Below are 23337 nucleotides of genomic sequence, written 5' to 3' on the forward strand. Positions count from 1 at the left end.
TGACACTGAGAGTTGCAACCTGGAGACTTGATGAACGGCGGCAACCCTGACCCCACGGAGCCCGCGCGCGAACCTGATGCAGCCGCGCGGCTCCAACTGACGCAGGCCCTGCAGCGGGCCCAATATGCGATCGCGTGGGAGCGCGGGTGGCCGATTCTGGCCCGGCTTTTGACCGTCGTCGGATTGTTTCTGGTGGCGTCCTGGGCCGGATTGTGGCTGGCGCTGCCGTTCGTCGCCCGTGTCGTCGGCATCGCCCTGTTCGTCGTTCTGGCGCTCGGCGCGCTGGTCCCGATTTTGCGCTATCGCTGGCCGACCCGTGACGAGAGCCTGAGCCGGCTCGACCGCGGCACCGGCATTCGCCATCGCCCGGCGACCGCGCTCACCGACACGCTGGCGACCAGGGATCCGGTAGCGCTGGCGCTCTGGAAGGAGCAGCGCGAGCGGACGCTGGCCTCGATCAAGCGCATCCGCGCCGGCTTGCCGTCGCCGCGCCTGCCGATCCACGATCCCTGGGCGCTGCGCGCGCTGGTCATGGTGATGGTGGTGGCGACCTATTTTGCCGCCGGTGACGAGCGCGCCATGCGCATCGCCGCGGCCTTCGACTGGAACGGCGTGCTGGCGCCCGCCAATGTCCGCGTCGACGCCTGGGTGACGCCGCCGGTCTACACCAGCAAGCCGCCGATCATTCTGTCCGCCGCGGGCAAGGACGCTGGACCCAATACGGGACCCAATAGCGGCCCGCTGGCGGTTCCCGCCGGCAGTACGCTTCTGGTGCGCTCCAGCGGTGGCTCGATCGATGTCGTGGCAAGTGGCGGCGTCAGCGAAGTCACGCCCGGCGAACAGGCGCCGAAGGGCACCAACGAGCGGCATTTCAAGATCGTCAGCGACGGCACCGCTCAAGTCCGCGCGCCGACCGGCCAGCCGCCATGGAAGTTCGCCGCGACGCCCGACCGTGCCCCGACCATTTCGCTGGTAAAGGATCCTGAGCGCCAGGCCCGCGGCTCGCTGCAGATGTCCTACAAGCTCGAGGATGATTACGGCATCACCGAAGCCCGCGCCTCGTTCGCCGCCCGGCCGACCGATCCCGGCAAGGAGCCGGCTAAAGGCGCCAAGGGTGGCGACAAGGGCGCAGACAAGTCCGGCGAGAAGACCGCCGAGGCGCGGCCGCTGTTCCCGGCGCCGCAGTTTCCGCTGGTCATGCCGAATGCGCGCACCCGCAATGGGGTCGGCCAGACCGTCAAGGATCTCAGCGAGGATCCCTATGCCGGTGCCGAGGTCACGCTGACACTGACCGCCAAGGACGAGGCCGGCAATGAAGGCCGCAGCGAGCCGTTCAACATGCGGCTGCCGGAGCGGCTGTTCACCAAGCCGCTGGCCCGCGCGCTGATCGAGCAGCGCCGCATCCTGGCGCTCGACGCCAACCAGAACGGCCAGGTCTATGCCGCGCTTGCCGCGCTGATGATCGCGCCGGAACTGTTTACGCCGGAAGCCGGCCACTATCTCGGCCTCTACAGCGTCTCGCACCAGCTCGAGGCGGCGCGCACGGATGACGCCATGCGCGAGGTCGTGGCGAGCCTGTGGGCGCTCGCGGTCACGATCGAGGACGGCAACATCACCGATATCGACAAGGCGTTGCGCGCGGCGCAGGACGCGCTGAAGCAGGCGCTGGAGCGTGGCGCCACCGACGAGGAGATCAAGAAGCTCACCGACAATCTGCGCGCCGCGCTGGATAATTTCCTGCGTCAGCTCGCCGAGCAGCTCAAGAACAATCCGCAGCAACTGGCGCGGCCGCTCGATCCCAATACCAAGATGCTGAGCCAGCAGGATCTCAAGAGTATGCTCGACCGGATGGAGCGAATGTCACGCTCCGGCGACAAGGACGCGGCCAAGCAATTGCTGGAACAGCTGCAGCAGATGCTGGAAAACCTGCAGATGGCGCAGCCCGGCCAGGGCGGCGACGACATGGAGCAGGCGCTGAACGAACTCGGCGACATGATCCGCAAGCAGCAACAATTGCGCGACAAGACCTTCAAGCAGGGTCAGGACTCGCGGCGCGATCGCATGCGCGGCAAGCAGGGCGAGCAGAACATGGGCGACCTGCAACAGGACCAGGAGGGCCTGCGCGACCGCCTGAAGAAATTGCAGGAAGAACTCGCCAAGCGCGGCATGGGTCCGGGCCAGCGCGGCGAGAAAGGCCAGCGCGGCGAAAAGGGTCAGCAGGGCCAGCAAGGCCAGCCGGGCGGCGAGCAGGGCGACGGCGCCGACGGGCTGGAGCAGGCTGACGGCGCGATGGGCGACGCCTCCGGCCGGCTCGGCGAGGGTAACGCCGATGGCGCGGTGGATTCGCAAGGCCGCGCGCTGGATGCGCTGCGCAAGGGCGCGCAGAGCCTGGCCGAAGCGATGCAGCAAGGCGACGGCGACCAGCCCGGCGACGGTCCAGGCAACCCGAACGGCCGGCAGCAGGGCGCGCAAAGGAATACCGATCCGCTCGGCCGCCCGCTGCGCCACAACGAATTCAACGACGACTATTCGGTGAAGATCCCCGGCGAGATCGACGTACAACGCGTGCGCCGGATTCTGGAAGAATTGCGCCGGCGCCTCGGCGATCCATCCCGCCCGCAGATCGAACTCGATTACATCGAGCGGCTGCTGAAGGATTATTGAGCCCACACTGTCATCGCCCGGCTTGACCGGGCGACCCAGTATTCCAGAGACGTCAGTAGTTGAACCGAAAACCCGCGGCGTACTGGATACCCCGCATTCGCGGGGTATGACACCGTGGGATGTGGCGGCTTCCGTGGCCGTGCGAGGCTATGTCTTCCTCGCCGCCAGCGCATCCGCCACCGCGGTCCGGATGTCGGCGACCGAAAACGGCTTCGTCACCACGTCATGCACGATCGCATTGAGGCCGGAGGCACGCTCGCGCTGATCGGCAAAGCCGGTCATCAGCAGGATCTTGAGGTCGGGAAAATCGCGCGCCGCCGCCAGCGCCAGCGCGATCCCGTCCATCACCGGCATCTGGATGTCGGTGAGCAGCAGGTCGAACGCGCCTTTTTCGCGCGTCAGGATGTCGAGCGCTTCGGCGCCATCCTCGGCGGTGACGGTGTCGTGGCCGTCCATGGCGATGGCGCGCGCCACCAGGGAGCGCATCGAATCTTCGTCGTCGGCTATCAGTACACGCGGCATCGGAATAAGCTCATTTGCGCGCGGGACGTCCGGCCACCCTTACGCGCGGCCGGCGGCCAGATCCCGCTTGTTGAAGAAGCGTACGTCGATATTGCGGCCTTCGGGCGGCGGCGATGCCAGCCGCGACTTGAAATAGGCGCGCTCGCCTGGCTTCAGCACCGGCTGCTCCAGCACCGCGTTCCAAGCATAGATCTCCGCGCCTTGCTCGTCGCGAACGCTAAAGCGCAGCCGCGGCAATTCGACCGCCTTCTGGGTCTCGCCGACGATCATGCCTTCGATCACCAGCACCGGCTTGCCGTCCACGGTCTCGTGAGTGATCTTGATGTCCTTGAACGCCAGCCCGCGCAAATTCACGTCCAGCCCGACCATTTTGTAGAACGTCGCGGTCTGCGGCAGCAGCCGCACCACATCGGTGCGCCAGAACATCAGCGCCACGACCAGTGCGCCCATCGCGGCGCAGGCGACCGGAGCGCTGATGGACGGCACCCGAATGGACGGCAATTTGGGCAGCCGGAACAGTTTGGACAGCCGCGAGCGATGGGTGGAAAGCACCTCCCCATGCGCCTCGGCATCCTGCTGGGCGACCGACGGCCAGTCGGCTTCGCCGCCCCGGGAACCTTCGCCCTCGGCCGGCCAGTCGGCCGAAATCGACGGGCTGTCGATCACGGGGGCGTCCTGCGCCTCCTCCTGGCGGGCCATCTCTTCCTGCCGGGCCATGGCTTCCCACTCGGCGGCAGCGTCCGCCTCGGCATTCGCAGTCCCTTGGCTGGCTTCCGCCATCGCAGGCACGGCAGGCGCGATCTCGACCGCATCCTCGGGCCGCGCCAGCCAGGTTTCCTTGCAGCGGGAACAACGGACGGTGCGGCCGGCGGCACCAAGTGTGGCCAGCTTGATCGCGTAGGATGTTGTACAATGGGGGCAGACGATGTGCATGGAGCCCGATTCCACAGTGTCTTTGCGCCGATGCTACCTGGCGACCGTTAACGAATCGGAAACCATAACGGCCGCACAACCGTTTTGTCCGGCTCGCGCCGAAACCCGGGCTTGCGAGCCCAAGGGTATTGGCAAGGGTACGGGTAGTTACGGGGTCCCGGTCACGGCCCAAAATAAAAGTCGGGCAAGAGTCGAGGCCCATCTCGAGCGGAGCTGAGCTTGGTTCGGTTCGAAAACGTCGGATTGCGCTACGGGCTCGGCCCGGAGATTTTGCGCGACCTGTCGTTCCTGATCCCGGCGCATTCCTTCCAGTTCCTCACCGGTCCGTCGGGCGCCGGCAAGACCTCGCTGCTGCGGCTGCTATTCCTGTCGCTGCGGCCGACGCGCGGTCTGGTCAATCTGTTCGGCCACGACGTCTCGCTGCTCGGCAAGGATCAGGTTGCGGATTTGCGCAAGCGCATTGGCATCGTGCTGCAGGATTTTCGCCTGCTCGATCACATGACGACTTACGAAAACGTGGCCTTGCCGTTCCGCGTCATGGGGCGGGACGAATCCAGCTACCGCCGCGAAGTGATCGATCTCCTGAAATGGGTCGGGCTCGGCGAGCGCATGGATGCGCTGCCGCCGATCCTGTCCGGCGGCGAAAAGCAACGGGCGGCGATCGCGCGCGCGGTGATCTCGCGGCCGCAATTGTTGCTGGCCGACGAGCCGACCGGCAGCGTCGATCCGACGCTGGGCCGGCGGCTGCTGCGGCTGTTCATCGAGCTCAACAAGTCGGGCACCGCTGTTATCATCGCGACCCACGACATCACGTTGATGGATCAGTACGAGGCGCGGCGTCTCGTGCTGCACCAGGGACGGCTGCACATCTATGAATAAATCCGGTGACGAGCATGGTCCGCTGGTCGATCTCGGGCACGAGCGCCCGCAGGTCGCGGCGCGGGCGCGCAACATGTCGCCGATCGTGCCGCGCGCCTCGATCTCCGGCCGCGCGCTGGTCGCGGTGGTCGCGATCATGACGTTCCTCGCCTCGATTACGACGGGCACGGTGCTGCTGGTGAGCGCGTCGGCGGCGGAGTGGCAATCCGAAGTTGCCAGCGAAATCACCATCCAGGTACGCCCCTCGGCTGGCCGCGATCTCGACCGCGATGCGATCGCGGCCGTCGAGGCGATGCGGGCGCAGGCCGGCATCGTCGAGGTCCGGCCTTTCACCAAGAACGAGTCGGCCAGGTTGCTGGAGCCATGGCTCGGCACCGGGCTGTCGATCGAGCAACTGCCGGTGCCGCGCGTGATCGTCGCAAGGGTACAGCCCGGCACCACGCCCGACCTCGCGGCGCTACGCGCGCGGGTGCTGCAGGCAGCCCCCTCCGCCAGCGTCGACGATCATCGCGCCTGGATCGAGCGGATGCGCTCGATGACCGGGGCGACGGTTTTCGCCGGCATCGGCATCCTGGCGCTGGTGATCGTGGCGACCATCATTTCGGTGTCGTTTGCGACGCGTGGCGCGATGGCGGCAAACCGCCCGATCGTCGAGGTGCTGCATTTCGTCGGCGCCGGCGACAGCTACATCGCCAACCGCTTCCTGCGGCATTTCCTAAGGCTCGGGCTCGAGGGCGGGTTGATCGGAGGCGGCGCTGCAATGCTGGGTTTTGGTTTTTCGGAATCGATCGCGAGCTGGTTCTCGGGCACGCCGGTCGGCGATCAATTTGCCGCTTTGCTGGGCACGTTTTCGCTGCGGCCGTCCGGCTATCTGGCGCTGGCGGCGCAGGCGGTGCTGATCGCCGCGATTACCGCCTGGGCCTCGCGGCGGACGTTGTTCGCCACGCTGGACGACATCGATTAAAGCGTTTCGAGCGAAGCGTGCCACGGATTTGATCCGGGAGCAGCGGACCAGACTCCACATCGCCCGAAAAACTTCTAGAATTGCGCGGGGAGAGGACATCAAGAACAGCATGCTTGTGCAACCCGACGATACGTCGCCGAAAGCGCCGGCCGTGCGGCCGCGAGGCTGGCTGCGTGCGACCATCGTCGCCACGCTCGCGCTCGGCTTCGTCGGCGCCGCGGTGGGCTTCGTCGGCTTCCTCTCGCAACTGCGCGGCGTCGAAATCAAGCCGGCCCGCAATGCCGACGGCATCGTGGTACTGACCGGCGGCTCGTCGCGGGTGTCGGACGCGATGGAATTGCTGGCCGGCGGTTATGGCAAGCGGCTGTTGATTTCGGGCGTGCACCCGACCAATGCCCCCAGCGACATCTCCCGCACGCTGCCCGACAACCATTCGCTGCTGCGCTGCTGCGTCGACCTCGACCGCTCGGCCGTCAATACAAGAAGCAACGCGGCGGAGACCAGACGCTGGGTCAGGGATCGCGGCTTCAAGTCGCTGATCGTGGTGACCTCAAACTATCATATGCCGCGGGCGATCGTCGAATTGTCGCATGCGATGCCGGAGATCGCGCTGATCCCGTTTGCGGTGGTCGGCGAAAAATGGCGCGACGAGCCATGGTGGACCTCAGGTACGACCTTACGCCTGCTGCTGTCGGAATATGTGAAATACGTTGCCGCCGAAGTGCGGGTCCGGCTCGCCGGGATCGGCATCGAGCTTTTGCCCGAAATCGGCGATCAACCGGCCGGTTCGACGGCGCCGCGTCGGCCGGCCACCGCGCACGCCAATTGAGGGTCGTTGCCGCCCTCCATCTAGTCTAGGCAGCGCAGATCAGTTTCAGCTCGGCCTCGAACCGGATGCTTCGCTTGCCTGCAAGCGCGGTACCTTCGAGGTTGCCGCCCTCCGCGTCGCATGTCCCGGAAAACCCGATTCCGATTTCGTGGCCGCCGAAGACCGGGTCTTCGCCGAGGGCCGGGGTGTGTTCCTGATTGACCATCTGGCCCTTCCAGCGGCCGCCGGATGAGGAATACGAACCGAGGTAATAGAAGAAGGCGTCGCCGCCGAGGATGCGGCCGTTGCTGAGCAGCATGACCCCGGTCAAGCCGCCGGGCATGCCGTCCAGGATTTTCAGGTGGATCGAGTACAGGCCGTTGGAAATGCCGTCTTCGCCGACCGCGCCGGGCGGGGCGAGTTCGCTCTCGTCGAGCGGCGTCATCACCGATCGAAAAACCGCGTTGGGCATTTGCGGCGAGCTGCCCTCGAAGCAAAACGCGTTTCCGATCGCCCGTCCGGTGACCGCAATGGTCGAAATGTCGGAGCCGAGCAGCGATTGATGACTGGCGCCAAAATTGTGCCGGCGGCTGGTGACTTCGACGGCGATCGCGTCGCCGTCGAAACGATAGCTGCCGATATGGGCGAACCCCGAATTGCCACCCAACAGCTTGCCGCCCCGAACGTAGCTTACGCTGCGTCCGACGGCCTCATTGACCCTGAATTCGCTTTTGAAGAAGCCGTCGAAACGGCGTGATGTCGTGCCCATGCGGGACACCTAGCCCAGAACGCCATTTACGTCACCCCGTTTTCCACCCCGTCGAAGTGGGGTGGCGAAAATGCCGCAAACGCCTATTCCGTAGGCTGTTTCCGGTGCAAGACCGGGTGCGAATCGTGCAGCATCAGTGCCAGCTGGTGCAATTGGCTGTCGCGAAAACCTTCCGCCTCGATCGCCTTCACGGTCGCCAGCACATAGTCGCGGTTGACGCCGGACTGGCCGTGACCCTGCAGCACGTGGCGCAACTGGTCCGCCAGCGACAGCCTTCCGGCATACTGCACATGGCCGCGATCGACCACATAGGCCAGCGCGCTGACGCGCTGCCGCGCCTCGTTCTCCAGCCACACCGAGCGCTTCACCTCGCGGTAGACCGACGTGACCTGTTCGCGCTCGCGCAGGTAGGCGACGGTGGCGGCGCGGTTCTGCTCCGCGATCCGGAACGCGATGCCGCGGCAGGCGCCGCCGCGATCGAGCCCGAGCACCAGACCTGGCTTTTCCGGCGTGCCACGATGGACAAAGGAATAGACGCACAGCGCGCGATGCTCGCCGATCAGCCGGGCCGGCACCCGTTCGGCGAATTCGAAGCCCGGGCGCCACATCAGCGAGCCATAGCCGAACACCCAGAGGTCGCCGCTCGAGAATTCCGAATCTAGCAGGGTCATCGCGGACATCGGCACAAGCGTTTTCGAGCGAAGCATGCCCCCGGACTTGATCCGTGGGTGGAGACCGGTTCGCGTAAAGAAAACGCGTCCAAACAAGGAACGGCTACCAGAACAAGGGGGAGAAGCGAAGCGAATTCAGCGGCTTTTGGCGGGGGCTCGATTCGCTTACATTTGACAAAATCATGATCCAAAGGTCGCCGCATGCCCGACATCACCCCTGCGCCGCGCCGGCGCCCGCTTTGGCGCCTTTTCATCCTGCCCGCTCTTCTGGTGGTGGCGGCCGTCGCCTGGAGCGGATTCTGGTTCTATGCGGCGTCCGAGGTCGGCGTCCGTGCCGACGCCTGGCGGGCGCAGGAAGCCAAGGCCGGCCGGATCTACGATTGCGGCAAGCGCTCGGTCGCGGGCTATCCGTTCCGGCTCGAAGTCCGCTGCGAGGACGCCAGCGTAACGCTGGTGTCGCAAACCGCGGGCGCGCAGGCGCCGTTCACGGCGCGGCTCGGCGAAATCATGGTGATCGCCTCGATCTACCAGCCGAAGTTATTGATCGCCGAATTCAAGGCGCCGGCGACGATTGCCGATCGCGGCCAGCCGCCGTCGCTGAAGGTGAACTGGAGTGTTGCCCGCAGCAGCGTCGCCGGGCTGCCGGCCGTTCCGGAGCGCGCTTCGATCGTGTTCGACAATCCATCGATCGATCGCGTCAACGGACCGGTGCAGACGCCGCTGGCGCGCGCCACCAGCGTTGAACTGCACGGCCGGCTTGCGGAAGGATCATCGATCGCAAATCCCGTGATCCAGACCGCGCTGAAGATATCAGGGGGCAGCGTGCAGGAGCTGCATCCGCTGCTGGCGACACCGTTCAAATCCGATGTCGAGACCAAACTCAGCGGCTTGAAGGATTTTTCGCCAAAGCCGTGGCCCGAGCGATTTCGCGAAATGCAGGCTGCGGGCGGCAAGGTCGAGATCGTGCGCTCGCGGATCGAGCAGGGCGAACTGGTCGCTATTGCCGCGGGGACACTGGGCCTCAATGCGCAGGGGCAGATCGAGGGCGAGTTGCAGATGACGGTGACGGGTTTGGAGCGCGTGATTCCGGCGCTGGGTATCGACAAAATGCTGGAGCAGGGCGTCCCGCAGGCAACGCTCGATCGCGTGGCGCCGGGCGTGAAAAGCCAGGACCTCACCAATCTGTTCGGCGCACTCGACAAGGCGATTCCCGGCCTCGGCAAGGTCGTCAAGCAGAACACCAATGTCGGCGTTGCCGCCGGCATCAATTCGCTGGGCACCGCAGCCGAACTGGACGGTAAGAAGGCGCGCGCCTTCCCGCTGCGCTTCGTCGACGGCGCGGTGTTTTTGGGCCCGCTGAAAGTGGCGCAGATCCCGCCGCTGTTTTGATCGGCGATGTCATCCCGGTGCAGGTCACACCAACTTCGCTGCCGACATTTTGGATTCGATTAGTTCCCCTTCTGGAACAGCGTATTTAACGAGGTCAAGTTCTCGTTGCGTGACTCGCGTCACGGCGTTCTCCGAACTGTTGCGACACGCTGACGATGGTTGCGGGGTGGTCTCGCACCATCAACGGATGGAGAATTGGGAATGACGAACGTTACGAAGAACGATGTTGCCAATCACGAGCTGTCGATCGATGAACTCGATGCCGCGGCGGGTGGCTTCTGGAAGGAACTGGGTGTCGCGATGGGCGCCGGCGGCGTGACCGGCGGCCTGGGCGGTGCGGCGGTCGGCGGCATCGGCGCCGTGCCGGGTGCCATCGGCGGCGCACTCCTCGGCGGCATCGGCTACTGCATCAGCGCAATCTTCTGAGCTGACTGCCCAAAGCGAGACTGACGGGCCGCATCGGTTCGGCAGTCTCGCTGTTGCGTTCAGTTGACTTCATCCTCGATGCGTCGTCCCGACAGGAGACGTCGATTTTTTTGTAGCGACGCGGCGCCCTTCGGCGCGTTCTCCGTTCACGAGGCTTGCTGCCAGCACCTTCGAGAAATCGAACACCCTACGGCGCTGGCAGGACGCTTAGCGGATGATCTTGTGAACCAAGGACTCGATTGCAACGCGGAAGGCAATGGCAACCACGCTGAGCGGCTGGTAGAGGGCGCCGCCCGAAGCGGCATCGAGTTCGTCGATGGTCAGTTCACGCTCTTTGGCGTTCAGCTTTTCCATGCTGGTCTCTCCTGTTGTCGGTGGAGGGACCATCCCCGCCATCCGTCATGGCGGGTGTAGGCGGGGCATGACCGGGTGGCTGTGACGACAGTCACAGCCGGATGTCGCGAACTACCTGCCCCCGCCGTCGGCGCGAACTCCAGCACTAGCTCACAAACACCACGCGGGTTTCCAGCGAAACCCGCCGGTACAAATCCTCGACGTCGTCATTGACCAGCCGGATGCATCCGGAGGCGACGAGGTGGCCGATGGTGTTGGGCGAATTGGTACCGTGAATGAGCAGGCCGGGCTTGTCCAGCAGCAGCGCGCGGGCGCCAAGCGGACTGCCGGGACGGCCGGCCGACGCGGCCAAGGCCTCGGCGTCCCTGGTCGCAGCTGAAGATCGCCAGTCCGGCCATTCAAGCTTGTTGGTGACACGGAACAAGCTGCCGCCCTTGAGGCATTCCTGCGCGATCCCGATGCCGTAGCGGCGCGCGGAATTGTTGCCATCAATCAGATAGAGAAAGCGATTTTCCCGGTCGACCACGATCGATCCGGGGACGACGGTGGTGCGGTAGAACACCACTTGGCGCTGCAGCGAAAACGGCAGGCCTTCGCCGGAGGAGCCGCCGTCTTCGCCGGGCTTCAGGTCCGCCATCACGACGTCTTCGCGGGCGCGTGCCGCCTTCGGTGGTGGCGCCGTCACGCCGGTGGCGACGAGGGTGGGGCCTCTGGTGACGACATATCCATAGACCAGCGCCGCCAGGGCGATGGCGACCGCGAGCGCGGCGGCACCGAACGCCCATGGCTTCCAGTTGCTGCCCGCCGGTGACAACACCTCGTTGATTTGAGCGGCGTCGCGGCCTTCCTCGACGGCGATGTCGTCCTCGATGCGCCGGATCGCAGCTTCGAGGGCTGCGACGTGCGAGGCGGCGACCTCGCGGTTCAGGTGTGACCTCGCAATGAGGTCATGGGCGTCCCGGTAAACCCTGTCGCGCCCCAGCGTGTCCTTGCCGGCAACGGCTTTGGTCAGCAGCGCATAATAATCCACGGTCATGGCCTGACCCCTGATGAACTATCTGACGGGAGGGGCGTACTGGATGCCGCCCTGGGTCCAGAGCGCATTCAGCCCGCGCGGGATGCTGAGTTTTGACTGCGTTCCGACGTTTCGCTCGTAGATCTCGCCGTAGTTGCCGACGGCGCGCACGGCGCGTGCGGCCCAGTCGTTCGCAATGCCCAACTGCGCGCCGAATTCGCCCTCGGTGCCGAGCAGGCGCCTGATGTTGGGATTGGCTGATTTCACCGCGTCGTCGATGCCAGCCTGCTTGACGCCGAGCTCCTCGGCATTGATCAGGGAATAGAGCGTCCACTTGACCAGATTGAACCACTGGTCGTCGCCTTGCCGCACCGCGGGTCCGAGCGGCTCCTTTGAAATCACTTCCGGCAGGATGATGTGGCTGTCCGGCGCGCCAAGCTTGAGGCGTTCGGCGTACAGCTGCGAGACGTCGCTGGTCAGCACGTCGCATTTGCGATCGTCATAGGCTTTCAGGCTTTCCTCGGCGGTCGCGAGCGCCAATACCTTGAGCGGCATGTCGTTGGCGCGGAAATAATCCGCGAGATTCAGCTCGGTCGTGGTGCCGGTCTGGGTGCACACGGTCTTGCCGCCGAGCTGCAAGGCGGTGTCGATCCTGGCGTCCCGGCGCAGCAGAAAACCCTGTCCGTCGTAATAGGCGACGCCGACGAACATCAGGCCGAGCGAACTTTCCCGCGACATCGTCCAGGTCGAGTTGCGCGACAGCACGTCGACCTTGTTCGATTGCAGCGCGGCAAAGCGCGTGGCCGCATCGAGCGGCGTGAACGTTACCTTCGCCGGGTCGTCGAAGATCGCCGCCGCAAGGGCGCGGCAAAGATCGACGTCGAAGCCGCTCCAGGCGTTTTTGTCATCCATGCTGGAAAAGCCGAGCAGCCCCTGGCCGACGCCGCAATTCAGCGTGCCGCGCTGCTTGACGGCGTTCAGGGTCTGGGCCCGCGCCGGATCGCCGCTCGCGAACAGCAAGGCCAGCAACGCGATGACGGGGGCGATGATGGGTCGTTTCTTGATACCGGACATTTTTTTACCCGCGATCGGTGACGGCAGTTTCTTTGGTGGCGGCAAGGTCTTCGGCCGAAGGGATGTTGGCAAGCTAACACAACCGGAAGCGTTACCAATGTGTTTCCCGGCAAATGTATTTTTTTGGAACCACTCGCTTGCGCACGGGGAACCGCGCGGGTCAGGCGGATGTCCGCGCCACGGGAATAATACTGGCGACGATCGCGGTGCCAAGGCGGTTTACGACCGCAAATCTTTCTCCGGCATCGATGCGCACCGCATGGCCGGCCGCGACCTCGCGGGCACTGTCATTGATCGACAGTTCGCAGGAAGCTGCAGCCGCATAGATGATGTGGACGCCGGACGGGCAGGTGTGCGTTGCGCCGCCCGGAACGCAGCAAAGCTCGATCGACACGCGCGACCGATCACCAATCAGATTGACGACCTCGACGGGCCCGGCTTCGAGCCGGCTGACAATCGCGGTCTCGCCGCTAAACCGCACCGGCCTGAATGGCTGCCGGACGTCGATCTCGCCAACAGCCGTTTCGAGCACGAGTCCCTGACCGGCGACCAGCGCCAGCTGACGGTCGAAGCCGCTCAGGTCCGAGAACGCGCCCGCTGTCACGATGGCGGTCCGGCTGAATCGCCAGACTATTCCTTCCCAGCCGCCCGGCGCGAATCCGGGAAGCATGGATACGGCGATGTCGATCGTCACCCCGCCGCCGTTCTTCCACGGCATATGCCGGTAGCCGGCGGGATCGAGCGGCGTTAGCTCGATCCCGCCGGCCATTCGTGTGGAACTCATTGGCCCATCTTGAGGCCGAGCGACTGGCCGATGGTCGCATTCCAGCTGGCGACGCACTCGGCACCGCAGCGTTGCGCAAAGCCGGGCATGATCGCCTTAACCAGCGCATCCTTGCGCAGGGTCTCGTCGGCCGGCGTCACGGCGACCAGTTTCATCGCCGCCGGCTGGCCTTCCTTGCATGCGGCGTTGCCGGTGTTGCAGTCGATGCCGGTCTGGGTTTCGGACTTGGCCTGTTCGAAGATCGAATCTTCGAGCTTCCTGACATGGGTCTCCAGGAAGGCCTGCACCTTCGGGTCCAGCGTTTTCCACCATGCGAGATTGGCAAGGTGGGCAGCGAGCCCGAAATTGATCGGCATCGGCGAGATGAACTTTGCCGATTCATGCCACTTCGATCGGTAGCCGGACAGCGCGCCGGTGATGGCGCAATCGATGACGCCGCTCGCGAGCGCCGGTTGCACCTCGGCGAAGGCGATGGTGATCGGAGAGCCGCCGATGTAAGAGACGAACGCCTGCTGCGAAGCGCCGGACGCCCGCACCTTGCGTCCTTTGAGGTCCGCGACATTGGTGAAGGCATCGCGGCAATAGATCACCTGGGCCTGATAGGAGCCGAAGCCAAGCAGTTTGAGCCCGTGTTTTTCCTCGAGAAACTTGGCGTAGCTCGGGCGCAGGACGTTGACGGCCTTCTGCAACTCCTCCACCGAGCCGACGAGGCCGACCAGGTCGGCCGCTTCATTCATCGGCACTTCGCCGGAATTGTAGTTCAGCACGGTGGTGGCGAACTGCAGCGTGCCGGAAGAAACCAGCCTGAAGATCTCCGGCCCCTTCAGTCCGAGTTCGGTGAAGGATTTCAACTGGACCTTGATCGCGCCGGCGGATTCCTTCGGTACGCTCTCGTTCCAGAACGGCACTTCGCGGTTCAGATACATCGACAGATTGCCGATGCTGCCGACCACGTTGAACGAGGTGGCAGGCAGTCCCTGGGTCTGGGCCGCCACCGGCAGCGGCGCGAGGCCGGCGGCGGTGACCACGGCTAGTGCGGCAACAATTGATCGCATCGACATCATCAGGTCTCCTCAGGGGCCAGGCCAGCCTTTCGGCCGGCTATTTGTTCGGTTGCAGCAAGCTCGGCAGCCAAAGCGCTAGGTCAGGGAAGGCGATCAGAATGCCGATCATCATGATCATCGCGCCGACAAAGGGAAGGGCGCCGATGCACAGATCCGAGAACGGCCCGCGGCCGCGCACCGACTGGACCACATAGAGGTTCAGGCCGACCGGCGGGGTGATCAGCGCCGCCTCCATCAGGATCACGAAGATGATGCCCCACCAGATCGGGCTATACCCCATCGCGGTGATGACAGGCACGACCACCGGCGTGGTCGCGATCATCATCGACAGGGTCTCCATGAAGCAGCCGAGGATCAGATAAAAAGCAATGATCGCGAGCAGCATCGCCGTCGGCGGCAGGCCCAGCGACAGCACCGAATCGGTGACCGCCTTGACGAGGCCGATCGAGACCATCACGAAATTGAGGAAGAAGGCGGCGATGATGATCAGCATGATCATGCAGGTGGTTCGCACGGTGCCTTCGAAGGCGCGGACCAGCACGGGCAATGTCAGCTGGCCGTTGGCCGCCACCAGACCCAGCGTCGCCATCAGCCCAAGCGCCGCGGCCTCGGTCGGGGTGGCAATGCCGATATAGATGGAGCCGACCACGGTGAGGAAAAGGCCGAGCGGCGGCACCAGGTGTTTCAGCCCGGCGATCCGTCGCGGCCACAGTCCGGCGGTCTCGCCCGCCGGCCCCGCCAGTCCCGGCCGCCAGATCGCGACGGCAAACACGGTCAGCGAGAACAGCCCGGCCAGCATGAAGCCGGGGATGAATCCCGCGGCGTACAGCTGGGCGACCGAGGTGTCGGTCAAGACCGCGTAGATGATCATGTTGATGGACGGCGGGATCAGGATCCCGAGCGTGCCGCCTGCGGCGATCGACCCGAGAAACAATGGCGGATTGTAGCCGCCCTTGTCCATGTTGGGGATTGCGACCGTGCCGATCGTCGCGGCGGTCGCCACCGATGAGCCCGAGGTGGCGGCAAAGATGGCGCTGGCGGCGATGTTGGTATGGATCAGCCGGCCCGGCACGCGCGCGAACCACGGGGCGAGGGCGCTGAACAGCCGCTCGCTCATGCCGGAGCGGTGCATCAGTTCGCCCATCATGATGAACATCGGCGCGGCGATCAGAATGAAGTCGTTCGACGTATTCCAGGCCAGTTCGCCGAGCGCGCCGGTCAAGGGAAAGAACGCGTATTTCTGCGAGAGGATATAGCCCATCAACCCGAGCGCAGCCGCAACGGGCAAACTAAGCGCCATCAGGCCGATCAGCAGGCTGAACGCGGTGCCGATCATGGCCGCGGCGCCTCCGGCTTCGGCTCTGCCTTGGCTAGGTCGATGCCGGCTTGCTCCAGCTCTTCCGTCACGCGCAAGCTGCCGATCAATTTGTCGAAGCCGCGCTGGTCCCTTGCCAGAAGACGCGTGATGGCTTGCAGCGGCAGCAGCACGGCCATGAAGGCGAACCAGAACAGGCCGATCCACCAGACGCCTTGCGGCAGCACCATCGGCGTCTGCATGATCGAGGTCGACCGGGCGTTCATGGCCCATGATTGCGCCAGGGTCTTCCAGCAGAACCAGACCAACGCCAGCGCGATGACGGCAAGGGCGATGGAGGCGAGCAGATCGCAGGCCGCGCGCAGACGGTAGGGGAAGGCATCGAGCAGGATGTCGACCCGGATGTTGGACTTCGAGGTAACGGTGAAGGCGAGGCCGAGGCCGATACAGGCCGCGAGCATGTAGCCCGAAATCTCAAAACTCTCGATCATGCCGCGCTTGAACAGGAAACGCGTAATGACGTCGGCCGAGATCAGCGCGCCGCAGCCAAACAGGATACAGGCGCCGGCGAACCAGGCGAAAATCCTCGAGATGCGCTGTGGCAGGGGCTCGTCGGGCAGGAGCGGATCAGGGTTACTCATCGACCGTTTTCTACCGCTCACCTTCGAGCCACGCGCACCAGGGCCGCATGCGACATGTGGCCTGCCTGGAACCGTAGGGTTTCAACGAGCGGTCGTCAAACCTCGATGGGTCGCTGCCTCCGGCCAATGGCCGCGCGGAGTGAGGGCGGGCTGGGCATGAGTGCTTCGATCGCTCGGCCCCGGTGACCTCAGCTTTGAAGCCGTATCTGATAGCGCTCGGCGATCGCCATCAACTGGCCCCAGGTCGTGTCGTCGATTTCGATGCCATCGGCGATACGCTGCGCCCGCGCAAGCCGCTCGGGCTCGCCGGCGACCAGCACCGGCAGATCCGGGTCGGCGGGCTTGGCCGACTTTACCCAGGAAAGCATGTCGTCGATTTCGGCCATCATGCTGTCGCGCGTCGACAGCCTGATAGGATCGATCACGATGCTGAGCATGCCGTTGATGATGCCGCGTTCGGGTGGCGTCGACGTGGTGACGCTGGGCGAGCCGACGATGGCGCCGGCCAATAGTTCGCATACCAGCGCCAGCCCGGAGCCCTTGTGCTCCCCGAACGGCAACACCACGCCGCGCGGCTCGGTGTACATCACCGACGGGTCGGTGGTGGGCTGGCCGGCGTGGTCGAGCAACGCGCCGTCCAGCATCGGCTTGCCGGCATTGTGCGCCACCCGCACCTTTCCGAGCGCTACCCGGCTGGTGGCGAAATCGAGCAGGATCGGCTCGTTGTTGTCGGTACCGGGGATCGCGATGCAGACCGGGTTGGTCAGGAATCTGCCCTCGCGGCCGCGGAACGGCGCGACGCCCGGTGCGCCCGAAGCGACATTGACAAAATGCAGCGCCACCATGCCCGCGCGCGCGGCGATTTCGCCATAGGTGCCGACGCGGCCGATATGGTGCGCATTGCGCAGCCCGTTCACCGCCACGCCATGCTTCCTCGCCGCCTCGATCGCCCATTCCACCGCCTGCCGCGCAACCACCTGGCCGTAGCCGGCGCGGGCATCCCATACCGAGATGGTGCCGGTATCCGAGACGATCTCGGGCGGCTGGTTGATCTTCAGGGTGCCGGTCTCGAGGTCGCGCACATAGGCGACCAGCATGCCGACGCCATGGCTGTCATGGCCGCGCAAATTGGCCTCGACCAGATGCTCGGCAACGATGGCAGCTTCCGTGGGCGAACTGCCGCCGGCGGCGACGATGCGGTTGGCAAGCGCAAGCAGCTTCTCGTGGCCGATGATCATCTTCACTCCGTTCCGCCGGCCGCACCTTCGCAGCCAAATGTCGGTCGACAACCAACCATAACGGGGGAGCTCTCATCAACCCGCTAACGCAGGTGAAGATGCGAATTCGTCGGTGGGGAATCAGGCGCAAATAACCAGCTGCGCGAAGGCAAATTTTCGCCAGCGATAACGTCGTGGGCGCGCGCTACTTCGTCGTATGGTCCAGAAGAAGTAGGTATGGGGAAACGCTACCAGCTGTAGCGCATGCCGGCAGAGCCGCCGACGGTTTGCGTCGCCACGGTGGTATTCGTTCCCGCGATTCCCGAGCCGTGAACATCCAGGAAGGACGAGAAATTAGGCGTCCAGATCACGTTGACCCTGGCGGCTCCGCGGTAACCCATTCCGGAACTGGTAGCGGCGGCAACCGGGATGGGCAGGCCCGGCCCGGCACCGGCGAGCACCCCGGACTGATCAACATTCCTGAACGCGGCGACCGAAAGCTGCGGCTGTACCTTGAAGCTCATCCAGTTCATTTCGGTGCCGATGCGGCCGCCGCCATGCAGCTCGGTGCTGTCACCCGTCTTGGCGCCGAAGTTCGCGGTGTAGAGTTCCGTATACGTCACGCCGATCGTCGGCTCGATATAGGCCCCGTACAGCAGATCGTATTTGTACTGAACGTTGCCGGTGTAGCTGACCGAACTGGTATTTGGCGGCGCGGCGATGCCGACGTTCAACGCGCTGGCGCGCGACCAGGTCGCGGCTGTGGTGAAGTCCGCAGAGAAGCCTCCGTTGGTGTAAGCTACCGTTCCGGCGCCGGCGGCCGTATCGATGTCCACACCAAAGGTACGGGCCCAGATTCCGCTCCCGGTAACAACAAACGTCAGCGCGTCGCTCGCCGTAAAGATACCGATCTTGGTGGCGTCAAACGCGCCGGTGCCGCTCGTCGCCTTTGTCACAACTCCGGCCGTCAGAGTTTCATCATAAGCGCCGATGGCGTTGACCCCGTAGAGCCAGGTGGGGAGCGGCGCGGCTGCCATCGCAGGTGCCTTGGCATAACCGAGGGCGTCGAAGGCGTGACGGGCGGGGTTCTGCTCGAACGGGCGCTTATTGTCGAATTCCGATTCCTCACCCGTAAAGCGCATCGCGCCCGGCGCCGGTGGCGTCAGCCTTCGATTCTGGATTTGATCGCGTACCGTCCACAGGATGTTCTGCACGGCGTTGCGCACAACATCCTGCTCGATTACCGGGTTTGCCTGGCCAGGCGTCGCGCTGATGCCGGCAAGGCCAGCAAGCGCCAGCGTCCCAACGATGCCTCTTGATGTTACCGCCGGGAATTTCACGTGGCCCCCCGCCGCGAAAAGAATTAACCGGAATTTACTCCCCCATAAGGGCCGCATTGCCCCACCCTGGCTAGTGCAGCGAAGACACACCGGCCCGGCGAAAGTTCCAATAATCCGAGAATCCCCCATTTGATGGGCTCGGATGGGCTTGCAGGGAGCGCAAACCCCGGCTTTTCCTTTGTGCGGACGGGCTGTCCTGTATTAGGTTTTTTTAACGCCAGAGCACTCCCTGGGATTGGCCCATGCTTCGTGCAGATCCGCGGCCCGAGATTGAGCTTGTCAAAGCGGTCGTGGCCGGAGATTCGGCTGCTGCGCAACAATTTCTGGACGCCACCGCTGCCACCCTCTGGTCCGTCGTGGTCAAGCTCGAAGGCGACGGCGCCGATGGCGAGGCCGCCTTCCTCGGAGTGGTCGAGGGCCTCAAGGCCGAAGGTTACGAGCGGCTTAGGGCGTTCGACGGACAGAGCCGCCTGTCCACCTATCTTGCCATCGTCGCGCGCGACATTCTGGCGGACCGGCTCGCGCGCAGCTTTGTCGAGACGCCCCGCAACAGCTGGGCGCGCTTCGAGCGATTCTTTGGAGCGGATCTTCGTCGCCGGGTGGTGCGGCGGTTTCCGCGCGAAGCCGGCACGGGCCAGCGCGAAGACGCCTATCAGGAGATTTGCCTCAAATTCATCGAGGACGATTATCGCCGCATCCGCGCTTATGACGGGCTCGGCAGCTTTGCCGGGTTCGTCCTCACCATTGCCGAACGCGTCTTGATCGATCTGGTACGGCGGGATGCGCCGAGGCGGCGCCTTCCCGCAGCGGTCGCGCGCCTGCCGCAACTCGATCAGGACATCTACGCGGCGATCGTCTGGAATATGCACCCGGCCGATGCCGAGCGGCTCGCCATGACCATGCGCGGGCGCTTCGAACGGGATCCCGACGCCGCAGAAATTGGAATCGCCATGGCACGCCTTGCTGAGCTCGTATCCCTGGCGCCGGGCGTCGCGTCCCCGCGCAGCGAATTGGTCTCGCTGGACAATTCGGGCGAAGACGGCGAGGGGCTCTCGGTTCCGGATTCCGGCGGAACTCCCGAACAGCAACTGCTGGACAGTGAGGAACAACAGACCCGCTCGTCGCTGCTGGCGGCGGTCAAATCCGCGGCCGCCGAACTGCCAGCGGAGGAGCAGCTTTATCTCCAGGTCGTGTTTTCGGCGACCGATCCAATGCCGGCGCGTGAGATCGCTCGCGCGATGCAGTTGCCCGTCGAGGAGGTCTATCGCCTGAAACAGCGAGCGCAGCGCTGGTTAACCGAGATTGCGGCGCGGCTCGGAAAAAGTGAATCTGCTCGTGAGAAAAGGCCGGCTTCGTCCGTCTGAATCTGATGGGGGCCAGGATTGGAATAACAGACCATGACCGATGACTTCAAACGCGAGATCGAACGCCTGCTCGACGAGCCGGCCGAGCCGCCGGCGGCGGGGTCGTCGGACCGGCTGCGCGCAAGGCTCGCGGCCACCCTGTCCGAAGGGCTGGCCGAGCGGCCTGCGGCGCCCTCCAGTCCGGATTCCAGCCCTGCCTCCGTTGCAGCCTTCATCGATGGCCGATTGTCTGGTGCGGCGCGCGACAGGTTTGCCAGCGCTCTGGCGCGAGAACCGGGCCTGCGCGCCGAGGTCGAATCGGCTGCCGATCTCGTCTACTCGGTCGCCGATCATCCGGTTGAAGTTCCGAAGCACCTGCTGGCGCGTGCCGGCGCGCAGTTCACTCCGGCGCCGCCGCCTCCGGTCGAGCTGCGGGCGCGATGGTGGTTCTCATTCGCGGATTTGTTGCCGCGACAGCGGCTCACCCTTGCGCTAGTGGCTGCGCTGGCGCTGATCGTCACCATACCCGCGGGCTTGATCCTCAGCAGCCGGTTCGGCGGACCGGGCGAGCCGGAGTTGAGCGGCGTTTCCGACGCTGACACCGAAGCTGCGCGACTGCAGGCCTGCAAGGAAAAGGAAAAAAATGCCAAGGCCGGAAAGACGGGGGCCGCCATTCCGGAGCGCAAGGAAGCCTCGTCGAATGGCGCTGCTGCGAAGGATCCCTGCGATCCGCCGGAGCCGAAGCGCGACGGTGCCGTCAAGAAATAGCGTGATCTCTCGCTTGAAGCCTATTGGCGGCTCGCGGCCGGGATTGCGATCGACTCGCTCGCCTCCGCCGGGCCAACCGCGAGAATCGCCTGGTAGGCGTCGACGAGGCCGCCGGACTGTTGATCGACGGCAAGGGCGCCGAGACGGCGTGCGGTCTTCGTCAAGGCCTCGCGCGCCGCTTCGGGCGTTAGTCCCGGTCTGCGTTCGAGCATCAGCGCCACCGTTCCGGTAACATAGGCCGCTGAAAACGACGTTCCGGACGTGCGTTGCAAACTGTCATTCGGTGCAAGCAGGACCAGATCGACTCCCGGTGCTGCGACCGCGATATGAGGACCCCGGTTGGCGAATGCCGGCAACCGGTCGTCCGCGCCGATCGAGGTCACCGCGATGACGTTGCGGTCGGCCGCTGGAAAAAGCGGCGGCGAGCTGGCGCCCTTGTTGCCGGCGGCGGCGATCATGATGACGTTCCGGGCGTAGGCTGCGGCGATGCCGCGCGTGACGCCGGGATCCTTCGGACCCGAGAAGCTCATATTGATCGCGCGGGCGCCGTGCAGCAGCGCCCAGTCCAGTCCCTTCATGATGGCGAAGCTGGTGCCGTTCTCGGCGCGGCCGCTTCCAGCGAAGGCCCGTATGGCGAGAATCTGAGCGCCCGGCGCCACGCCAAGCAGGCGGCCATTGGCTGCGATGCCGCCGGCAATGGCGGTGCCGTGGGGATGGACCTGGACACCGACATCTGATCCGATCGCGTCGAACGTATCGACAATGTCACCGGCAAGATCGGGATGCGCCACATCGATACCGGAATCGATCACCGCAACCAGGACCTTGTTGCCACGCGCCAGCTGATGCGCTTCGCGAAGCCGCATCTTTTCCAGCATGTCCAGCATGTATTGTCCGGGATCGCCCTCGCCCGAACCGGTTGCCGCTACCGCGCTTTTTTGCTCGATCAGGGCGTAGAGATAGTTCGGTTGTGCAAACAGCACACTGGCATCGGTCTCGAGCGCGCGCACCACGGTCGTCACCGAACGAGCATCGGGAATTCGCAAGCGCACCAGCGTGGTGCCGCCAAGCTGGAAGTTGAATGTCTCGAGATTGGCGAGACGAAACCGCTGGGCCAGCGTGTCGATCTGCTGGCTGTTCATGGTATTGGCGACTTCAACCACCACTTCGCTCGGCACGTAGCGCCGTTCACCCGCCGGCGGGACGCCGCTCGGGGTGCGCGTCGCCTGCTGCGGTGAGCGGCCATCCGGCCTCCTGTCTTCCTTACGCTCTCTTTTCGTGGCCTGGACGGGCTTCTTTTCGGCAGGAACGGCCTTCGTACCGGATTTGGACTCCTTGCCGGCGCCGCCGGAGGGCTTCCGGCTCTTGTCGCGGGCAGATTCGACGGCCTGCTGGACCGCGTTGCTGGTAATCGAACGTTCGACTCCCACGCCCATTCCCGCCATAGACGGCAAGGCGATGCCGCCGGTGCCCGCGCCCAGGATTGCAAGCAGGATGATGAGACGCCTGGACGATCGTGCGCCGAACATCGGGATGCTCCGGAAGCAGGTCCAACGGGGGCATTGTACAACAAACATAGCTTACCGCAGGACCGCGGTGCGATCCAGACAGTGCGGCCGTTCACGTTGCTTACCGCTGCTGCTGAGGCCGTTCAGTTGCGAAATTGGCGCAAGCCGCAACAGCCAAGGGGCTCGTGAATTCGAGCCCCTTGGCGTCGCTGTCGGGTTAACCCTGCTCAACGGATCCGGATGACGCCCGGCGTCGGGACGGTGCGGATCGGCACCGCGTTCATCGGGCGGGGGCCGAAGTACGTCACGCCGCCGTACTGGCCGCTGCGCGATGGAAGGGCATACGGCCGCGCTCCGCCGAGGAACGTCACGTTGCCCATCTGGCCGGGACGGCTCGGCAGGGCCACGGGCCGCCCGCCGAAGAACGTCACGTTGCCCATCTGGCCGCTGCGGGGGGCGAACGTGTAGGCCGACGCGTTGCCAAGGTACGTGAAGCCGCCGTAGTTGGGCCTGACCTGCGCCGCGGCGGGAGACGAAGTGGTCAGTACGGTAGCGCCCGCGCCGCAGAGGATCGTGGCAGCGAACAGGGTGGTGGTCAGAACTTTGCGATAGATCGACATGGTGCTTGTCCTTCTGGCTGGGGCCGGCCAATCCGGCCCATGACTTCAGAGACGGACAGGCTTCCGTTTTTTTCCGGTACCGCGCCGATTCTCGATTATTTTTCTTGATTGTTGCGGCCGGCAACGCGGGCACGCTCGAATTTGCCAACCATTTCAACGTGGATTCCCCCGTCCGATCTTTTAAAAAAGATCGCGGGCCGTCCCGTCCCGAAGCAGGGGGCGCTGGCCATCGCGGACGTTGGGTCGGGATGCGGTCGACACAGCTGCCC

General features: G+C 64.8%; 23 protein-coding genes. 8 read left to right on the top strand and 15 right to left on the bottom strand.

Annotated elements, in window-relative coordinates:
• Window positions 1-30 precede the first annotated feature (30 nt).
• Entirely contained in the window at window positions 31-2664 is a 2634-nt protein-coding gene (locus tag ACSQ84_RS29920) for a TIGR02302 family protein (RefSeq protein ID WP_436215319.1), read from the top strand.
• A 147-nt stretch (window positions 2665-2811) separates the two neighbouring features.
• Here the strand turns inward: ACSQ84_RS29920 and ACSQ84_RS29925 are convergent, their stop codons facing one another.
• Both ACSQ84_RS29925 and ACSQ84_RS29930 read right to left on the bottom strand, forming a co-directional pair.
• The gene (locus tag ACSQ84_RS29925) at window positions 2812-3186 is read right to left on the bottom strand and encodes a response regulator (protein WP_436215320.1); all 375 of its coding nucleotides are present in this window, start codon (window positions 3184-3186) and stop codon (window positions 2812-2814) included.
• A 39-nt stretch (window positions 3187-3225) separates the two neighbouring features.
• Window positions 3226-4119 (bottom strand): MJ0042-type zinc finger domain-containing protein, encoded by an 894-nt coding sequence (locus ACSQ84_RS29930; RefSeq protein WP_436215321.1) that lies wholly within the window; start codon window positions 4117-4119, stop codon window positions 3226-3228.
• Between the two features lie 219 nt (window positions 4120-4338).
• On the opposite strand from ACSQ84_RS29930, the gene ftsE reads away from it, so the two are divergent.
• The 3 genes from ftsE (at window position 4339) to ACSQ84_RS29945 (ending at window position 6791) form a co-directional block, all read left to right on the top strand.
• Window positions 4339-4998, top strand: a complete 660-nt coding sequence (ftsE, locus tag ACSQ84_RS29935) for a cell division ATP-binding protein FtsE (protein ID WP_436215322.1) — start codon at window positions 4339-4341, stop codon at window positions 4996-4998.
• On the top strand, window positions 4991-5962 hold the full coding sequence (locus ACSQ84_RS29940) for a cell division protein FtsX (RefSeq protein WP_436215323.1): 972 nt from the start codon (window positions 4991-4993) through the stop codon (window positions 5960-5962). Before ftsE ends, ACSQ84_RS29940 begins: the two co-directional genes overlap by 8 nt.
• Before the next feature lie 109 nt (window positions 5963-6071).
• Window positions 6072-6791 carry a YdcF family protein gene (locus tag ACSQ84_RS29945; protein ID WP_436215324.1) on the top strand — a complete coding sequence of 240 codons (720 nt, stop codon included), beginning with the start codon at window positions 6072-6074 and terminating at the stop codon, window positions 6789-6791.
• Window positions 6792-6816: 25 nt separating this feature from the next.
• On the opposite strand, the gene ACSQ84_RS29950 is transcribed toward ACSQ84_RS29945, so the two are convergent.
• Together ACSQ84_RS29950 and ACSQ84_RS29955 are read right to left on the bottom strand one after the other, a co-directional pair.
• A complete protein-coding gene (locus tag ACSQ84_RS29950) occupies window positions 6817-7539 on the bottom strand; it encodes a GrlR family regulatory protein (RefSeq protein WP_436215325.1) in 723 nt (240 codons plus the stop codon).
• An 83-nt stretch (window positions 7540-7622) separates the two neighbouring features.
• Window positions 7623-8219, bottom strand: a complete 597-nt coding sequence (locus ACSQ84_RS29955; RefSeq protein WP_436215408.1) for a gamma-glutamylcyclotransferase — start codon at window positions 8217-8219, stop codon at window positions 7623-7625.
• Between the two features lie 192 nt (window positions 8220-8411).
• Here ACSQ84_RS29955 and ACSQ84_RS29960 point away from each other — a divergent pair, with 192 nt between their 5' ends.
• The gene (locus ACSQ84_RS29960; RefSeq protein ID WP_436215326.1) at window positions 8412-9599 is read left to right on the top strand and encodes a DUF2125 domain-containing protein; all 1188 of its coding nucleotides are present in this window, start codon (window positions 8412-8414) and stop codon (window positions 9597-9599) included.
• 201 nt (window positions 9600-9800) lie between these two features.
• Complete coding sequence (locus tag ACSQ84_RS29965; RefSeq protein ID WP_436215327.1) at window positions 9801-10025, top strand: hypothetical protein; 225 nt, start codon at window positions 9801-9803, stop codon at window positions 10023-10025.
• A 207-nt stretch (window positions 10026-10232) separates the two neighbouring features.
• On the opposite strand, the gene ACSQ84_RS29970 is transcribed toward ACSQ84_RS29965, so the two are convergent.
• From ACSQ84_RS29970 to ACSQ84_RS30010, 9 genes are all read right to left on the bottom strand, one after another.
• Window positions 10233-10379, bottom strand: a complete 147-nt coding sequence (locus ACSQ84_RS29970; RefSeq protein ID WP_436215328.1) for a hypothetical protein — start codon at window positions 10377-10379, stop codon at window positions 10233-10235.
• Window positions 10380-10524: 145 nt separating this feature from the next.
• On the bottom strand, window positions 10525-11415 hold the full coding sequence (locus ACSQ84_RS29975) for a L,D-transpeptidase (RefSeq protein ID WP_436215329.1): 891 nt from the start codon (window positions 11413-11415) through the stop codon (window positions 10525-10527).
• 18 nt (window positions 11416-11433) lie between these two features.
• Window positions 11434-12468 carry an amino acid ABC transporter substrate-binding protein gene (locus ACSQ84_RS29980; RefSeq protein ID WP_436215330.1) on the bottom strand — a complete coding sequence of 345 codons (1035 nt, stop codon included), beginning with the start codon at window positions 12466-12468 and terminating at the stop codon, window positions 11434-11436.
• A 160-nt stretch (window positions 12469-12628) separates the two neighbouring features.
• Entirely contained in the window at window positions 12629-13252 is a 624-nt protein-coding gene (locus ACSQ84_RS29985) for a HutD/Ves family protein (RefSeq protein ID WP_436215331.1), read from the bottom strand.
• The gene (locus tag ACSQ84_RS29990) at window positions 13249-14313 is read right to left on the bottom strand and encodes a TRAP transporter substrate-binding protein (protein WP_436215332.1); all 1065 of its coding nucleotides are present in this window, start codon (window positions 14311-14313) and stop codon (window positions 13249-13251) included. The genes ACSQ84_RS29985 and ACSQ84_RS29990 overlap by 4 nt, the downstream gene beginning before the upstream one ends.
• 40 nt (window positions 14314-14353) lie before the next feature.
• The gene (locus ACSQ84_RS29995) at window positions 14354-15652 is read right to left on the bottom strand and encodes a TRAP transporter large permease (RefSeq protein WP_436215333.1); all 1299 of its coding nucleotides are present in this window, start codon (window positions 15650-15652) and stop codon (window positions 14354-14356) included.
• Complete coding sequence (locus tag ACSQ84_RS30000) at window positions 15649-16272, bottom strand: TRAP transporter small permease subunit (RefSeq protein WP_436215334.1); 624 nt, start codon at window positions 16270-16272, stop codon at window positions 15649-15651. The genes ACSQ84_RS29995 and ACSQ84_RS30000 overlap by 4 nt, the downstream gene beginning before the upstream one ends.
• Before the next feature lie 188 nt (window positions 16273-16460).
• Window positions 16461-17510, bottom strand: coding sequence for a malate/lactate/ureidoglycolate dehydrogenase (locus tag ACSQ84_RS30005; RefSeq protein ID WP_436215409.1), 1050 nt, complete (start codon window positions 17508-17510; stop codon window positions 16461-16463).
• A 227-nt stretch (window positions 17511-17737) separates the two neighbouring features.
• Entirely contained in the window at window positions 17738-18829 is a 1092-nt protein-coding gene (locus tag ACSQ84_RS30010) for a hypothetical protein (RefSeq protein ID WP_436215335.1), read from the bottom strand.
• A 407-nt stretch (window positions 18830-19236) separates the two neighbouring features.
• Here ACSQ84_RS30010 and ACSQ84_RS30015 point away from each other — a divergent pair, with 407 nt between their 5' ends.
• Window positions 19237-20193, top strand: a complete 957-nt coding sequence (locus ACSQ84_RS30015) for a sigma-70 family RNA polymerase sigma factor (RefSeq protein ID WP_436215336.1) — start codon at window positions 19237-19239, stop codon at window positions 20191-20193.
• 33 nt (window positions 20194-20226) lie between these two features.
• Entirely contained in the window at window positions 20227-20940 is a 714-nt protein-coding gene (locus ACSQ84_RS30020; protein ID WP_436215337.1) for a hypothetical protein, read from the top strand.
• A gap of 20 nt (window positions 20941-20960) precedes the next feature.
• Here the strand turns inward: ACSQ84_RS30020 and ACSQ84_RS30025 are convergent, their stop codons facing one another.
• Entirely contained in the window at window positions 20961-22469 is a 1509-nt protein-coding gene (locus ACSQ84_RS30025) for a S8 family peptidase (RefSeq protein ID WP_436215338.1), read from the bottom strand.
• Window positions 22470-22675: 206 nt separating this feature from the next.
• Window positions 22676-23068 (bottom strand): hypothetical protein, encoded by a 393-nt coding sequence (locus tag ACSQ84_RS30030; protein ID WP_436215339.1) that lies wholly within the window; start codon window positions 23066-23068, stop codon window positions 22676-22678.
• Between the last annotated feature and the right edge of the window lie 269 nt (window positions 23069-23337).

This window comes from Bradyrhizobium sp. LjRoot220, assembly GCF_964252915.1.
Taxonomy (GTDB): domain Bacteria; phylum Pseudomonadota; class Alphaproteobacteria; order Rhizobiales; family Xanthobacteraceae; genus Bradyrhizobium.

Coding starts and splice junctions, on each gene's coding strand:
- ACSQ84_RS29920 (WP_436215319.1), top strand. CDS start 31: ATGAACGGCGGCAACCCTGACCCCACGGAGCCCGCGCGCGAACCTGAT.
- ACSQ84_RS29925 (WP_436215320.1), bottom strand. CDS start 3,186: ATGCCGCGTGTACTGATAGCCGACGACGAAGATTCGATGCGCTCCCTG.
- ACSQ84_RS29930 (WP_436215321.1), bottom strand. CDS start 4,119: ATGCACATCGTCTGCCCCCATTGTACAACATCCTACGCGATCAAGCTG.
- ACSQ84_RS29940 (WP_436215323.1), top strand. CDS start 4,991: ATGAATAAATCCGGTGACGAGCATGGTCCGCTGGTCGATCTCGGGCAC.
- ACSQ84_RS29945 (WP_436215324.1), top strand. CDS start 6,072: ATGCTTGTGCAACCCGACGATACGTCGCCGAAAGCGCCGGCCGTGCGG.
- ACSQ84_RS29950 (WP_436215325.1), bottom strand. CDS start 7,539: ATGGGCACGACATCACGCCGTTTCGACGGCTTCTTCAAAAGCGAATTC.
- ACSQ84_RS29955 (WP_436215408.1), bottom strand. CDS start 8,219: ATGTCCGCGATGACCCTGCTAGATTCGGAATTCTCGAGCGGCGACCTC.
- ACSQ84_RS29960 (WP_436215326.1), top strand. CDS start 8,412: ATGCCCGACATCACCCCTGCGCCGCGCCGGCGCCCGCTTTGGCGCCTT.
- ACSQ84_RS29965 (WP_436215327.1), top strand. CDS start 9,801: ATGACGAACGTTACGAAGAACGATGTTGCCAATCACGAGCTGTCGATC.
- ACSQ84_RS29970 (WP_436215328.1), bottom strand. CDS start 10,379: ATGGAAAAGCTGAACGCCAAAGAGCGTGAACTGACCATCGACGAACTC.
- ACSQ84_RS29975 (WP_436215329.1), bottom strand. CDS start 11,415: ATGACCGTGGATTATTATGCGCTGCTGACCAAAGCCGTTGCCGGCAAG.
- ACSQ84_RS29980 (WP_436215330.1), bottom strand. CDS start 12,468: ATGTCCGGTATCAAGAAACGACCCATCATCGCCCCCGTCATCGCGTTG.
- ACSQ84_RS29985 (WP_436215331.1), bottom strand. CDS start 13,252: ATGAGTTCCACACGAATGGCCGGCGGGATCGAGCTAACGCCGCTCGAT.
- ACSQ84_RS29990 (WP_436215332.1), bottom strand. CDS start 14,313: ATGTCGATGCGATCAATTGTTGCCGCACTAGCCGTGGTCACCGCCGCC.
- ACSQ84_RS29995 (WP_436215333.1), bottom strand. CDS start 15,652: ATGATCGGCACCGCGTTCAGCCTGCTGATCGGCCTGATGGCGCTTAGT.
- ACSQ84_RS30000 (WP_436215334.1), bottom strand. CDS start 16,272: ATGAGTAACCCTGATCCGCTCCTGCCCGACGAGCCCCTGCCACAGCGC.
- ACSQ84_RS30005 (WP_436215409.1), bottom strand. CDS start 17,510: ATGATCATCGGCCACGAGAAGCTGCTTGCGCTTGCCAACCGCATCGTC.
- ACSQ84_RS30020 (WP_436215337.1), top strand. CDS start 20,227: ATGACCGATGACTTCAAACGCGAGATCGAACGCCTGCTCGACGAGCCG.
- ACSQ84_RS30025 (WP_436215338.1), bottom strand. CDS start 22,469: ATGTTCGGCGCACGATCGTCCAGGCGTCTCATCATCCTGCTTGCAATC.
- ACSQ84_RS30030 (WP_436215339.1), bottom strand. CDS start 23,068: ATGTCGATCTATCGCAAAGTTCTGACCACCACCCTGTTCGCTGCCACG.